The following is a 13,819-nucleotide window of genomic DNA, read 5'->3' as shown; positions in this document are numbered from 1 at the left end:
CGGGCCTGAAGGCCCTCCCACAGGTCTTTCGCGGACTGCATGAGGCTTGTGGGAGGGCCTTCAGGCCCGACGCTCTGCGCTCCGACGCGATGCCGCTTTCGAAACCGCTCCCGCAACCACTCAGCGCGCCGGATCCGCCGCCGCCGCCGGCTTGCGCAGCCGCAGCACCACCGTGGCGAGCACCCCCGCGACCATGCCCCAGAACACCGAGCCGATCTGGAACGCGGTGAAGCCCGACGCGGTGACCAGGAAGGTGATCAGCGCCGGATCGCGTTCCTGCGGGTCGCCCAGCGCCGCGGCCAGCCCGTTGCCGATGGTGGCGAGCAGGGCGATGCCGGCGATGGCCATCACCAGCGCCTGCGGGAACGCCGCGAACGCGGCCGCCACGGTCGCGCCGAACACGCCGGTGAGCAGGTAGAACACGCCGGCGGCGACCGAGGCGAGATACCGCTTGCGCGGATCTTCGTGCGCGTCCTCGCCCATGCAGATCGCGGCGGTGATCGCGGCCAGGCACAGCGCGAACGCGCCGAACGGCGCGAGCAGCAGGTTGGCCGCGCCGGTCCAACCGATCAGCGGCGAGGCCGGCGTGTCGCGGTAGCCGTGCGCGCGCAGGATCGCGATGCCGGGCACGTTCTGCGAGGCCATGGTCACCACGAACAGCGGGATGGCGACGCCGACGGTGGCGGCGAGCGAGAACCGCGGCGTGGTCCATACCGGCATCGCCACCGCCAGTTGCAGCTTGTCCAGGTGCAGCCCGCCCTGCAGCGCCGCCACCGCGATGCCGACCGCCAGCGCGACCAGCACCGCGTAGCGCGGCAGCCAGCGCCGCGCCAACAGAAAGCCCAGGAACATCGCGAACACCAGGGCGAAGCTGTGCTGCATCGAGGTGAACACATTGAGGCCGAAGCGCAGCAACACGCCGGCCAGCATGCCCGCGGCGAGGCTCGCCGGCAGCCGTGCCAGCACCCGTTCGAGCCAACCGCTGAAGCCGAGCGCGACGGTCAGCGCGGCGCTGATCACGAACGCGCCGATCGCTTCGGCCAGCGGCAGCCCGGCCGCGCCGGTGATCAGCATCGCCGCGCCGGGCGTGGACCAGGCGGTGACCACCGGAACCTTGTAGCGCAGCGACAGGCCGATGCAGGTGACGCCCATGCCGAGCCCGAGCGCCCACATCCACGACGCGATTTCGGCCTCGTCGGCGCCGCTGGCCTGGGCGGCGGAGAACACGATCGCGGCCGAACTGGTGAAGCCGACCAGCACCGCGACGAACCCGGCGACGACGGCGGACAGGGACAGATCGCGCAGGTGCGGCATGCGGACGCCAGGGCAGGGGGGGAGGCGACATCATGCGGCATCGGCCGCGTCGGCGGCTGTGCGTCGGCGGTGGTTTTGGCCGGGGGCGCGAGGTGCGGGTCGCGCGAGGCGGCCCATGCGTGCAGCCGTCGCGATGCGCGGGGATCGGGTCCGCCGCCCCGGCCTGCTGCGAGGGCGGGCCGCTGCGGTTGGGCCCCGCGCGCAAGCGTCGGCCAGCCGGACCGATGCGTTCTCATCCAGGCGGTCCGGAAGCCGGCGTCGAACTCACATTTGTCACCTCCATCGGCGCCGCGCTTGCCGCACTATCGGCCTTCCTCCAGGAGAGATGCGCATGGCCACCGCCAGCCGATCCAAGACGCCCGTCGCTAATACCGCAGTCAAGAACAGCGCAACGGCCAAGGCCGTGGCGAAGAAGGCGTCGGGCAACGCCGGCGCGGCCGGCAAGACCGCGGCGGCCGGCAAGCCTGCGGTCGCCAAGCCTGCCGCGAGCAAACCCGCCGCCGCCAAGTCCGCCGCGGCGAAGCCGGCTGCCGCGAAGAAGCCCGCCGCCGCGGCTAAGCCAGCTGCCGCGAAGAAACCGGCCGCACAAGCGCCGGCGGCCGCCGACAAGGTCAAGGGCCCGGCGTCCTATTTCCCCTCGATCGAGAAGACCTACGGCAAGCCGGTCGCGCACTGGTTCGCGGCCATCGACGCGCTCGGCGCGCGCAAACACATGGAACTGGTGGCCGAACTCAAGAGCGCGCACGGCCTGGGCCACGGCCATGCGAACGCGCTGGTCGCCTATCGCCTGGCCCAGGCCGGCAAGGCCTGAGCGGTCCGGCGGCGACGCGCGAGCGCGCCGCACCGGTTCGTGTCCAGGACTCAGCGCTCGGAACTCAGGGCAGAACCAGGATGTCGGTCCAGTCCGAGGCGGTCTGCGCGCGCAGCGCCGTGCCCAGGCTGGGGAACGGATCGACGAAGGCGCGGCGCTTGAGTTCGTTGAGCGAGATCAGCGAGCAGGTCGGGGCGGTGCTGTTGACGCACCAGTAGGCGCCGGCGACCCCGGCCGAGGGCACGTACACCGCCTTCCAGGTCTGGGTCGGCACCACCACCGCGCCGCTGGCGATGGTGGTGTTCATGTTGTCGAAGTCCGGGCCGGTGACGACGTACGCCGCGTCCCATTCCTTGGCCACGGTGCGCACGATGTTCTCGATCTTGGCCCAGCTGCCGCGATTGAGCTTGCCGGTCTGCGGAACGATGTTGGCGACCGAGAAGGTCTCCTTCTGCGCCGGCGTGGTCGAGGCGTCGCCGGCCGGCATCATGTGGCCGCGGTCGTAGCCGCTGTTGGTGTAGCTGGCGTGCTTGGTCGGAAAGCCCGGCTCGCTGAAGAAGCTGGAGTCGATGCGGCTGATCGATTCGGCGCCGATCACCTTGGCCCGGGTCAGGTGCTGGGCCGACCACAGGTTGGTGCCGGTGACCTTGGAGGCGTACAGGTTGTAGTCCTGGTAGCAGATCGACACGGTCTGTTCGTTGAGGTCGGCATTGCTTAGCACCGGCTTGCGGCCGCTGGGGTACTGGTCGTTGTGGGCGCTGGTGCAGGTCGCGGCGAGCGCGGCCGGGGCGGCGAGGGCGAGGACGAGCGCGGTGGCGAGGCGGGCAACCGGGGGCATGGCGGGGAATCCGATCAGGGCGGGAGGCGGGACAAAAATTCCACGTCCAGGGAACGGATGCGTGACAAAAAGCGTGCCGCGTCTGTGTTTCGCGACGCAGTCACGGTTTTAGTTCATGCCTCGGGCGTGCCGGTTGGGCTGCTCTACCGTGCCGTATTCGTGTCAGCGGCGTTCAGCGGCCTGCTTCTTGCCGATGCGTCGGGCACGACGCAGTCGCAGGCAGGCTTGCCACCGATCCAGCGGTGCCCCGGTTGCGTGCTGTCGGCGTAGCCGTGTTTTCGCGGTCGCGGCTTGCGCCGCTCCTACAGGGGGCTGCGGCGGCTGCGTATCCGACTGTAGGAGCGGCGCAAGCCGCGACCGCGAAACACGGCTACGACACAAGCCGCGCTATCGAAACGCGCTCCTCAACCCGCCGCTCCCTCAACCCGCCGCCGCGAACAAGCGCTGCAGCGAGCGCTGCTTGCCGAGCAGATCCGCCACCGTGTAGCCGTCGAGCACCTCGAAGAACGCGCGCATCGCCCGGCCCAGGATCGGCGGCAGCCCGCAGGCCGGCGCGATCAGGCAGCCGCCGCAATCGACCAGGTCGACATGGGCCTCGGTATGCCGCACCACCTCGCCCAGGCCGATGCGCTCGGCCGGCCGGCCCAGGCGGATGCCGCCGTTGCGCCCGCGCACGGTCTCGATGAAGCCGGCCGCGGCCAGGTCCTGCACCACCTTGGTCAGGTGGCTGTGGGAAATGCCGTAGGCCTGGGCGACCTGGGCGATGGAGACCAGCTCGCCGGCGTGCGTGCCCAGGTGGATCAGCACGCGCAGGGAATAGTCGGTGTACAGGCTCAGCTTCATCGGCTCAGTGTCGTCGGCGGACGGCGCGGCGGGGTGCGGCGATCGGTCGCGGCATGATAACAGTCATTTTCTTTGCATGTTTTAGCGGTGCGAAATATCATGCATTCGTGATGAATATTTAAGCCGAAGGGCGGGAGGAGCGCGCGATGCGCAGCTTCGAAGGATTGGACGAGGCCGCCTTGACGGCCTTGGTCCGCCGTTTCTACGCGGCGGTGCGCGCCGACGCCGAGCTCGGCCCGGTGTTCGCCGCCGCGGTCCGCGACTGGGACGAGCACGAGCGCCGGCTGATCGACTTCTGGACCTCGTCGATGCTCGGCAGCGGCCGTTATCGCGGCAATCCGGCGCAGTCGCACCTGGATCACGCCAGCCGGATCCGTCCCGAACTGTTCGCGCGCTGGCTGGCGCTGTGGCGGCGCTGCAGCGAAGAGGTCCTGCCGCCGGCCCAGGCCGCCGCCGTGCAAGAGCGCGCCGCCCGCATCGGCGGGCACCTGCAGCGCCTGCTGGCGCAGGCCTGAGCGCGTCGCCCGAAATTTTCCAAACCCGAGGAACCCAAGCATGAGCACCCCGCTGAGCGAGGCCACCGTGGCCGTCGTCCGCGCCACCGTGCCCGCGTTGGCCGCGCACGGCCACGCCGTCACCACTGCGATGTACCGCCGGCTGTTCCGCGACGAGCACATCGCCGCGCTGTTCAACCACGCCAACCAGGGCGGCGACAACGCCCAGGCGCACGCCCTGGCCGGGGCGATCCTCGCCTATGCGCGCAACATCGACGACCTGGGCGCGTTGTCGGCGGCGCTGGAGCGGATCGCGCAGAAGCACGTGGGCTACCACATCCTGCCCGAGCACTACCCGTTCGTGGCCCGCGCCTTGCTCGGCGCGATCGAGGACGTGCTCGGCGACGCCGCCACGCCGCAGGTGCTGGCGGCGTGGGGCGAGGCCTACTGGCTGCTGGCCGACCTGCTCAAGCGACGCGAGGCCGAACTGCGCGGCGAACTGGCGCACGCGGTCGGCGGCTGGAGCGGCTGGCGCGAGTTCGTCGTCGCCGGCAAGCGGATCGAGAACGCCGCCGCCGATGCGCCGATCGCCTCGTTCGAGCTGCGCCCCGCCGACGGCGGCGCGGTGATCGCGCACCGGCCCGGCCAGTACCTGACCCTGCGTTATGCGGTGCCGGGGCAGGGCCGGATCAAGCGCAATTACTCGATCTCCTGCGGACCCAACCGCGAGGCCTACCGCATCACGGTCAAGCGCGAAGCGCACGGCCACGGCGGCTCGCGCCACCTGCACGATGCGATGGCGATCGGCGAGCGCATCGAGCTGACGCCGCCGGCCGGCGACTTCTTCCTGCCCGACGCGCCGCCGCGCCCGGTGGTGTTGCTGTCCGGCGGCGTCGGCCTGACTCCGATGGTGAGCATGCTCGAAGCCATCGCCGCACGGCACCCGCGACTGCAGGCGCATTACGTGCACGGCACCGCCGACGGCGCCAGCCACGCCATGGCCGCGCACGTGCAGGCGCTGGCGCGGGCCCATGGCGCAATCCAGGTCAGCACGTTCTATGCCCAACCCGGCGCCGGCGACGCGCTCGGCCGCAGCCATCAGCGCGAGGGCCTGATCGATGCCGAGTGGCTGCGCGCCAACGTGCCGCTGTTCGAGTCCGACGTCTATCTGTGCGGCCCGCGCCCGTTCCTGCGCGCGCTGGTGCCGGCGCTGGCGCGCGCGGGCGTGGCGGACGAACGCGTGCACTACGAGTTCTTCGGGCCCAGCGACGAGCGCCTCGCGGCGTAGCGGATGCGCGGGAAGTCGGGCGCCGAGGTTGCGCCGATGCACGGACGCGTTCGGCGCCGCGGTCTTTTCCTCGTCGCCGTCATCGGGTACAAGTGTCGGCGTCGGGTGCGCAGGGGGGCGCCGCGGTCTGTCGACCGCGTCGCCGCGCCACGGTCATGGATGTCTTCGCCGCATAAGGATCAAGGAGTTTTTCGTGCGTTCCTGCGTTCTTCCTTCCCGCATTCTCTCCCTGCTCGTTCTTGCCGCGCTGGCGTCCGGCTGCGGCCGCGGCAACGACGCGCCGGCGGCCTCCGCGGCCGCGCCCGGCGGCACCCGAACCGCCGCGCTGGCGGCCGCGCACGCCGACGAGGCCGGCGCCGACAGCGACGTGCAGAAACGAGCCGACGCCATCGCCGCGCAGTTCCCGCCGATCCCGGTCATCGTGGTGCCGGAGATCCTCGGCGTCTCGCCCGCGCAGCGCGCGCTGGAATCGGCGATGGCGCCGGTGCTCGATCCCATCGCCGGGGTCAGCGTCTCGCCCGCGCGCTGCGGCACCGATGGCGTGTTGTTGAACGATGCCGGCATCACCAGCGTCGATGCGCAGGGCAACCTGAGCCGCAACGGCGATGCGGGCATCTTCAAGATCGCCGCCGACGGCAGCGGCAGCGCCAACTACGAAGGCGGCCTGATCACCATCAACGCCGACGGCAGCGGCAGCATCAACGGCGATGGCCGCGACGAAGACGGCGAGGGCGGCGCGCTGGTGCGGGTGGAGGCCGACGGTTCGGGTTCCTACAACGGTCCGGCCGGCGTGATCGCCCTGGACGGCAAAGGCGGCGGCAGCTGGAACGGCGACAGCGGCCTGATCCGCAACAACGGCGACGGCAGCGGCACCTGGAACGGCCCGCAGGGGCTGGTGACGATCAACAACGACGGCAGCGGACGCTGGAACGGACCGCTCGGCATCGTCGTGGTGAACGGCGACGGCACCGGCAGCATCGACACCCCGGCCAAACCGGTGAAGCTGCCGCCGCTGCCGAAGGTCGCGCCGGCCGGCCGCTTCCCGCCGCTGAAGAAGTTCGCCCCGCCCGGCGCGCCTTGCGGTTACCTGATCACCCTCAACGACCGGGTGCTGTTCGACTTCGACAAGGCCGACATCCGCAGCGACGCGGCCAAGGTGCTCGACGCGCTCGCCGCGGCGCTCAAGGACGTGCGCAGCACCGGCATGGAAGTCGGCGGCCACACCGACGCCAAGGGCAGCGACGACTACAACCAGGCGCTGTCGGACCGGCGCGCGCAGGCGGTGGTCGCGGCTTTGCGCGAGCGCGGCGCGGCGCAACAGGCCACGGCCAAGGGCTATGGCGAAGCGCGGCCGGTGGCGCCGAACGAGATCGGCGGGCAGGACAACCCGGGCGGGCGCCAGCTCAACCGGCGGGTCGAGATCTTCGTGCGGACGTGAGCGGCGGCGCCATCGAACGATGGCGCATCGCGACGACATCCCCCGCAACCAGCAGTGAGGTGAACATGAGAATCGCCAGCGTATCGATCCTGTGCATCGGTTTGGCCCTGCCGTTGAGCGCCGCGGCCGCGGATTTCAGCCTGGGCTACGAGGTCGACCGGGTGCCGGCGGCGCAGTTGAGCGTGCAGGCCTGCAACGCGGCGATCGGCCGCGGCGCGGCGGCGCTGGGCTATGTCGTGCGCGCCAACCAGGACCAGAAGACCTTGTCGTTGCATGTGTCCGGTCCGCGCCAGGAAGGCCGCTCGCTGGTGGCTTACTGCATCGCCGCCGGAAACCACACGGCGTGGGTCGTGCAGGCCTTCGACTATTCGGGGCCGGGGCTCAGCGAGCCCGGCGTCATCGCCAAGAAGGTCGCCGGCGAGATCCGCAAGGCGATCAAGCCGGCTGCGCGCTAGGCGACCGGCGATGCGGGGCGGCTTGGGGACAAGCCCTCAGGCCCGGTGTCTTGCGAGCGAACGGCCGCGCCGGCAACGGCGGATTCGCGCTGGAACCGCCGTTTGCGCGCATTGGCCCGGCGCTGCGGCCGCGACATCGCCGAAGCGCTCCGCACTCGGCCTATACTTGCCGACTCGCGCGGCCGCGCCGCGCAGTGTCCGCCTCGAGCCGCCGCCAGAGGAGTCCTCCTCCCTCTGCCGGAAGCTCTCGCCGTGCCTGTCGAATCCCGCCTTTCTCCCGTGTTCCCGCCGCGTACGCGCGGCCTGCCGCGCACCGCGCTCGCCGCCGCCCTGGCCGGCGCGCTCGCGCTCGCCGCGCCTATCGCCGCCTGCGCCCAGGACGCGGCCGCCAACCCTGCGCGCGATCCGCGGCAGCCCGATCCGACCGATCTGGACAAGATCGAAGTCAAGGCCAACCAGCTCGGCACCCTGACCGAAGGCAGCGGTTCCTACACGCCCGGCACCATCGCCACCGCGACCCGGCTGGTGCTGACGCCGCGGCAGACGCCGCAGTCGATCAGCGTGATCGGCCGCCAGGAGATGGACGACTTCGGCCTGACCGGCATCGACGATGTCATGCGGGTCACGCCCGGCATCAGCATCGTCACTTACGACAGCGAGCGCACCGAGTACTACGCGCGCGGATTCGCGATCCAGAACTTCCAGTACGACGGCATCCCGATGCAACGCGATTCGGCGTTCTCGGCCGGCAACACCCTCAGCGACACCGCGATCTACGACCGCATCGAAGTGCTCAAGGGCGCCACCGGCCTGCTGACCGGCGTCGGCGACCCGGGCGCGACCATCAACCTGATCCGCAAGAAGCCCACGCGCGCGTTCAAGGGCCAGATCGGCCTGGGCGCGGGATCGTGGGACGAGTACCGCGGCGAGATCGACGTGTCCGGCCCCTTGAGCGAGAGCGGCCGGGTGCGCGGTCGCGCGGTCGCGGTGCGCCAGGACAAACACGGCTACAGCGAGCGCTACCAGCGCGACACGTCGGTGCTGTACGGCATCCTCGAAGCGGATCTGGGCGACGACAGCCTGCTCACCGTCGGCGCCGATTATCAGAACAGCGACCCGCGCGGCTCCAGTTGGGGCGGCATTCCGCTGCTGGATGCCGACGGCGGGTTCTACCGGGTGCCGCGCTCGTTCAACAACGGCGCCGACTGGAGCCGCTGGCGCCAGTACACCCGCACCGGCTTCGCGACCCTGGAGCATCGCTTCGGCGACGGCTGGATCGCCAAGCTGCAGCTCAACCATCAGGTCAACGGCTACGACGCCGCGCTCGGCGCCGCCGCCGCGGGCCATCCGGACCCGCGCGACGGCAGCGGCGTGTCGCTGTGGCTGGGCAAGTACGTCGGCGAGACCGTCGCCAACGCCGCCGACGCCTACCTCAGCGGCCGCTTCGGCTGGTTCGGGCGCGAACACGAGGTGGTGGTCGGCGCGAGCGTGTCGCGCAAGCACTGGACCGGCACCGGCTATTTCGCGCCGGCCGACTATCCGCAACAGGTGGCCGACTACCGCCGCTGGAACGGCGACATCGCCGAACCGGCCTGGCAGCACGGTTTCGACAACGACCAGGTGACCCGCGAGAGCGGCGCGTACGTGGTCGGCCGCTTCGACCTGGCCGATCCGTTCAAGCTGATCCTCGGCAGCCGCATCGCCAACTACAAGACCGACGGGATCGACGAGAGCGGGGTGGTGGTGCCGTACGCCGGCGCCGTCTACGACCTCAATACCTACCTGTCGGCCTATGCCAGCTACGGCACCATCTTCAAGCCGCAGTCCGAGCAGGACGAGCGCGGCCGCGCGCTCGACCCGCGCGAAGGCGAGAACTACGAACTGGGCTTGAAGGGCGAGTTCTTCGACGGCCGGCTCAACGCCAGCGCCGCGCTGTTCCGCCTGGACCAGGACAACTATCCGGTGCCCAGCGGCGGCAAGACGCCCACCGGCGGCGACGCCTACCGCGCCCTGCAGGGCGTGCGCACCGAGGGCTACGAACTGGAGCTGTCCGGCGAGCTGCGGCCGGGCTGGCAGGTCCAGGCCGGCTACGCGCACAAGGTCGCGCGCCAGAACGGCGCCAAGGTGTCCACGCTGGAGCCGGAGGACCAGTTCAGCGCGCACAGCAGCTACCGCTTCGATGGCGCGCTCGCAGGATTGACCGTCGGCGGCGGCGCGCGCTGGCAGAGCAGCAGCTTCGGCCCGGTCGGCGCGCCCGGCGGCGGCACGGTCGAGCACCGCACCCGGCCGTACTGGCTGCTCGACGCGATGCTCGCCTATCGTTTCGACGAAAAGCTATCGGCCTCGCTCAACGTCGACAACCTGCTCGACAAGCGCTACTACACGATCTTCGACGTCTACAGCACCTACACCTGGGGCGAGCCGCGCAGCGTGCGGGTGTCGGCGACGTACCGGTTTTGAGCGGACACCGGCGGCGCGGGACGCGCCCGCGCCGCCGGTGCCGTGCGATCAGCGCGTCGGCGGCGACAGGTCGAGCACGTCGATGAACCCGTTCTCGGTCACGCAGGTGGCGTTCATGCAGGCGCGGGTGTAGGTCGGCAAGGCGCGCACGCGTTGCTCGATGCAGGTGACCAGCAGGAGCACCGATTCGCTGCCGCCGGCGGGGACCGGCGTGGTCTGTTCGATCGTGCAGCGATCGTTGTCGAGCGAGGTCTTGGCCGAGCCGGTACCGCCGGTTTCGCTGGAATAGCCCGCGCCGCCGACGGCCTGGAAGTTTTCTCCGCGCGGCGCGGCGCCGCCGGGCGCGGCGGCGTGGGCGAAGTCGTCGGAGGCGTCGGCGCGCGCCGCGTCCTGGCCTTGGGCGGCGGCGTTCGCCGGCGGCCGCGGGCTCGGATGGAACAGACCGTCGACGACGACGCCGGGCGTGCCGGCCGCGTCGGCCGGCAGCGTGCAGGCCAGGCTGCCGGCGGCGTCCGCGCCGCCGAGCACGGTGTCGCCGGCGGCGGGCACGCCGCCGACGAGTTCGCACATGCGTTCGTGGTAGCGCCGGGCCGGCGTCGCTTGCCGGTCGTAGCGGTAGACCAGCGCGCCGTCGGCGCGGCGGGTCAGGACCTGGGTCGCGACCCGGCTGCGGTCTTGCGCATCGATCCAGCGCACATCGCGTTGCAACGGCGCGGAGGGCGCCGCGCCGGCCTGGGCCGCGGCGAGGATCGGAAACATCGTGAGCGAAGCGAATGCGAGCGTTTTCATGGCCCTGTCTCCTTCTGGGGCTTGGGGGAGGACGTTCTGTCCGCATCGCCGCCCGTCGTCGTCGAGCGCGCGCACGATGCCGCCCGACCGTAGCAGCCGCCGGCCGGATCCGAGCGTGACTGCGGTGCGCGGCGCTGCGTGCGCCGGTCGCGAACCGGAGCGGAGGCGGGATTCGGCAAAGTCCGCCGCGGACGGGCTAGCCTCGCCGAACGCGCGGTCGTTTCGCGCCGATGCCGCCGGCGCCGTCGTTCAAGGCTGCGGCGCCGGCCACTGCATCTCGCCCTTGACCACCTTGGCGCTGAGTTCCAGCGATGCGGCCTCGCCGAGCTTGGGGTAGGCGGCCTGCATCGCCGCGATCAGCTGTTTGGAATCGCTGGCCTTGGCCGCTTCGCGCTCGAAGCGTTCGATGTACGCGGCGGTGAACTCGACCGCGTCCAGGCCCTTCGGCATCGGGCCGAGGAAGTGGCCGGGGATCACCTTGGCCGGCTTGAGCGCGCGGATGCCGCGCAGGGTCTGCAACCACGCCGCGCGCGAGGCGGCGGTAGCGGTGTCGGCCATGAACACGTGGCCGCCGCTGGACACCACCACGCCGCCGGCGACGGTCTTGAGCGAAGGGATCCACAGGTAGGTGCGCGCCGGGTCGGGGCCGCGCAGGCCTTCGATCTTGAGCGTGCGGCCTTCCAGGGTCAGCGTGTCGCCCTGCAGCGGTTCGGGCGCGACCAGGCGCTTGGGCGCGTTGTCCTTGAGCACCGGCCCCCAGTAGGCGAGCTTGCCGTCCATGGTCTTGCGGATCGCCGCCACCGTCTGCGGGGTCGCGAAGATGCGCGCATCGGGGAAGGCGTCGCGGATGACGTCCAGGCCGAAGTAATAGTCCGGATCGCTCTGGCTGATGTAGACGGCGCTGAGCTTCTTGCCGGTGGCGCGGATCTTCTCGACCAGCGCCTGCGCATCGGCGCGCTGGAACTGGGCGTCGACCAGCAGCACCTCGCGTTCGCCGATCACCAGTTCCGACGACACCGGGAACACGCCCTTTTCGCCGGGGTTGTAGACCTCGATGCGCAGCGGCGTGGCGGCCGCGGCGGGGCCGGTCAGGGCGGCGAAGGCGGCGATGGCGAACAACAGGCGCGCGGTGGGGACGGCGGACATGGCGGGACTCCAGACGGGGGCGGCATCAGGCTAGGGCGGCGGCGGTGTCGGGCATAGCCCGTGAGGCGAACCGGTTCGTTGCGCGAACCGGTCGAATCGGCGATGCGGCACGCACGCTGCGGGCGAGCCGCGGATGCCGCGCGGCGCCGGCATCCGCGTCCCGCAACAGGCGTCACATCGCCTGCAGTTCCGCATCCTGGTTCTTCTGCGCGGGCGTCGGCGCGGACGGCATCGCAGCCGGCGGCGGCGAGTCCGGTTGCGCGCCGTCGACCGGCACCTCCAGGTACGGCAGCCGCAGGGTCTGGCTGGTCATGCGCCGGATATGATTGGTCAGCGCCGCGCTGTCGTTGAGCTTGCGCCCGTACGACGGCACGATCAGTTTCAGCTTCTCGCCCCAGTCGCCGGCGACCTGTTGCGGGAAGGCCTTGGCCATCAGCTCGAGCATGATCGGCGGCGAAGTCGAAGCGCCCGGCGAGGCGCCGAGCAGCGCGGCGATGCTGCGGTCCCGGTCGACGACGATCTCGGTGCCGAACTGCAGCACCGGGCCCTTGACCGGATCGCGCTTGATCACCTGCACGCGCTGGCCGGCGGTGACCAGGGTCCAGTCGCTGCGCTTGGCGGTGGGGAAATACTTCAACAGCTCGGCCTGGCGGTCGTCGTCGTTCAACTGCGCCTGGCTCATCAGGTATTTCACCAGGTCCAGGTTCTCCGAGCCGACGCTGACCATCTCGCCGAGGTTGTCGTGATTGACCGAGGAGTACAGGTCGAACCACGAGCCGTGCTTGAGGAACTTGGTGCTGTACAGCGCGAACGGCCCGAACAGGATCACCGGCTTGCCGTCGAGCTTGCGCGCGTCCAGATGCGGCACCGACATCGGCGGCGAGCCGGTCTCGGCCATGCCGTAGGCCTTGACGCGGTGGCGCTCGGCGAGCGCCGGCGCGGAGAACGCCAGGAACTGCCCGCCGACCGGAAAGCCGGCGTAGTTTTCGGCTTCGGGAATGCCCGACAGCTGCAGCAGCTTGAGCGCGGCGCCGCCGGCGCCGATGAACACGAAACGGGTCTTGACCGTGGTTTCCTTGTCGCTCTTGAGGTCCTTGACGGTGACGTTCCAGGTCTTGTCGGCGTTGCGGCGCAGCGCGGTGACTTCGTGGCCCAGATGCAGGCCGAAGTTGCCGCTGCGCTGCAGGCCTTGGGTGAGCTGACGGGTGATCACGCCGAAATTGACGTCGGTGCCCAGCGGCATGTAGGTGGCGGCGACGTGTTGCTTGGGATCGCGGCCTTCCATCAGCAGCGGCGCCCACGCCTTGATCTGCGCTGGGTCGTCGGAGAATTGCATGCCGTAGAACAACGGATTCTCGACCAGCGCGTCGCGGCGCTTGCGCAGGTAGTCGATGTTGTCCTCGCCCCAGACGAAGCTCATGTGCGGGGTCGGATTGATGAAATCGCCCGGCGCGCCGAGCCGGCCTTCGCGCACCTGGTGCGACCAGAACTGGCGCGCGACCTCGAACTGTTCGGCGATCTCCACCGCGCGCTTGGTCTCGACGCTGCCGTCGGGCCGCTGCGGGGTGTAGTTCAGCTCGGCGAAGCCCGAATGCCCGGTGCCGGCGTTGTTCCAGCCGTCGGAGCTTTCCTCGGCCACGCCGTCGCGGCGCTCGTACATCCGCAGCGTCCAATCCGGCTGCAGTTCCTGCAGATACGTGGCCAGGGTCACGCTCATGATGCCGGCGCCGACCAGCACCACGTCGACCGGCTTGTCGTTCGCGGCCGGCGGCACCGAGCGCTGCCACAGCGGCCAGTACAGGAACAGGCCGCCGCCGACCGCGAGCGCGACGATCAGCAGCAACAGGGTTTTGCGGAATTTCTTCATGACGATGGAATGCGCGGGGAGGGGAGGACGCTCGCGGCGCGCCCGGGGCGGGGCGCGCGAACGGCTCCCCGTACAT

11 protein-coding genes and 1 pseudogene are annotated in these 13,819 nt (G+C 70.7%); 6 read left to right on the top strand and 6 right to left on the bottom strand.

The window, feature by feature from the left end:
- Window positions 1-120 precede the first annotated feature (120 nt).
- Complete coding sequence (locus RDV84_RS20355; RefSeq protein WP_309151411.1) at window positions 121-1,314, bottom strand: benzoate/H(+) symporter BenE family transporter; 1,194 nt, start codon at window positions 1,312-1,314, stop codon at window positions 121-123.
- Between the two features lie 607 nt (window positions 1,315-1,921).
- Here RDV84_RS20355 and RDV84_RS20350 point away from each other — a divergent pair.
- A pseudogene (locus RDV84_RS20350) lies at window positions 1,922-2,125 on the top strand (DUF4287 domain-containing protein); the annotation flags it as partial.
- Between the two features lie 64 nt (window positions 2,126-2,189).
- Here RDV84_RS20350 and RDV84_RS20345 read toward each other — a convergent pair.
- On the bottom strand, window positions 2,190-2,963 hold the full coding sequence (locus tag RDV84_RS20345) for a DNA/RNA non-specific endonuclease (protein WP_057947507.1): 774 nt from the start codon (window positions 2,961-2,963) through the stop codon (window positions 2,190-2,192).
- Between the two features lie 420 nt (window positions 2,964-3,383).
- Window positions 3,384-3,806 (bottom strand): Rrf2 family transcriptional regulator, encoded by a 423-nt coding sequence (locus RDV84_RS20340; RefSeq protein ID WP_309151410.1) that lies wholly within the window; start codon window positions 3,804-3,806, stop codon window positions 3,384-3,386.
- 146 nt (window positions 3,807-3,952) lie between these two features.
- Between RDV84_RS20340 and RDV84_RS20335 the strand changes: the two genes are divergently transcribed.
- From RDV84_RS20335 to RDV84_RS20315, 5 genes are all read left to right on the top strand, one after another.
- Window positions 3,953-4,321, top strand: coding sequence for a group III truncated hemoglobin (locus RDV84_RS20335; protein ID WP_250442603.1), 369 nt, complete (start codon window positions 3,953-3,955; stop codon window positions 4,319-4,321).
- Between the two features lie 40 nt (window positions 4,322-4,361).
- Window positions 4,362-5,588, top strand: a complete 1,227-nt coding sequence (hmpA, locus tag RDV84_RS20330) for an NO-inducible flavohemoprotein (protein WP_309151409.1) — start codon at window positions 4,362-4,364, stop codon at window positions 5,586-5,588.
- Window positions 5,589-5,781: 193 nt separating this feature from the next.
- Entirely contained in the window at window positions 5,782-7,026 is a 1,245-nt protein-coding gene (locus tag RDV84_RS20325; RefSeq protein WP_309151408.1) for an OmpA family protein, read from the top strand.
- A gap of 65 nt (window positions 7,027-7,091) precedes the next feature.
- Window positions 7,092-7,481: a DUF6180 family protein gene (locus tag RDV84_RS20320; RefSeq protein WP_057947511.1), complete on the top strand. Its 390-nt coding sequence runs from the start codon at window positions 7,092-7,094 to the stop codon at window positions 7,479-7,481.
- Between the two features lie 252 nt (window positions 7,482-7,733).
- On the top strand, window positions 7,734-9,941 hold the full coding sequence (locus RDV84_RS20315; protein WP_309151407.1) for a TonB-dependent siderophore receptor: 2,208 nt from the start codon (window positions 7,734-7,736) through the stop codon (window positions 9,939-9,941).
- Between the two features lie 48 nt (window positions 9,942-9,989).
- Here RDV84_RS20315 and RDV84_RS20310 read toward each other — a convergent pair whose 3' ends face one another.
- The 3 genes from RDV84_RS20310 to mqo form a co-directional block, all read right to left on the bottom strand.
- Complete coding sequence (locus tag RDV84_RS20310; protein ID WP_309151406.1) at window positions 9,990-10,730, bottom strand: hypothetical protein; 741 nt, start codon at window positions 10,728-10,730, stop codon at window positions 9,990-9,992.
- Window positions 10,731-10,979: 249 nt separating this feature from the next.
- Window positions 10,980-11,876 (bottom strand): MBL fold metallo-hydrolase, encoded by an 897-nt coding sequence (locus tag RDV84_RS20305; protein ID WP_309151405.1) that lies wholly within the window; start codon window positions 11,874-11,876, stop codon window positions 10,980-10,982.
- 172 nt (window positions 11,877-12,048) lie between these two features.
- Window positions 12,049-13,743, bottom strand: coding sequence for a malate dehydrogenase (quinone) (mqo, locus tag RDV84_RS20300; protein ID WP_309151404.1), 1,695 nt, complete (start codon window positions 13,741-13,743; stop codon window positions 12,049-12,051).
- Window positions 13,744-13,819 lie beyond the last annotated feature (76 nt).

The sequence above is a fragment of the Lysobacter yananisis genome, from assembly GCF_031199375.1.
Taxonomy (GTDB): domain Bacteria; phylum Pseudomonadota; class Gammaproteobacteria; order Xanthomonadales; family Xanthomonadaceae; genus Lysobacter; species Lysobacter yananisis.
The sequence above is the reverse complement of the archived record's forward strand: the minus strand, read 5'-3'. Positions and strand labels throughout refer to the sequence as shown.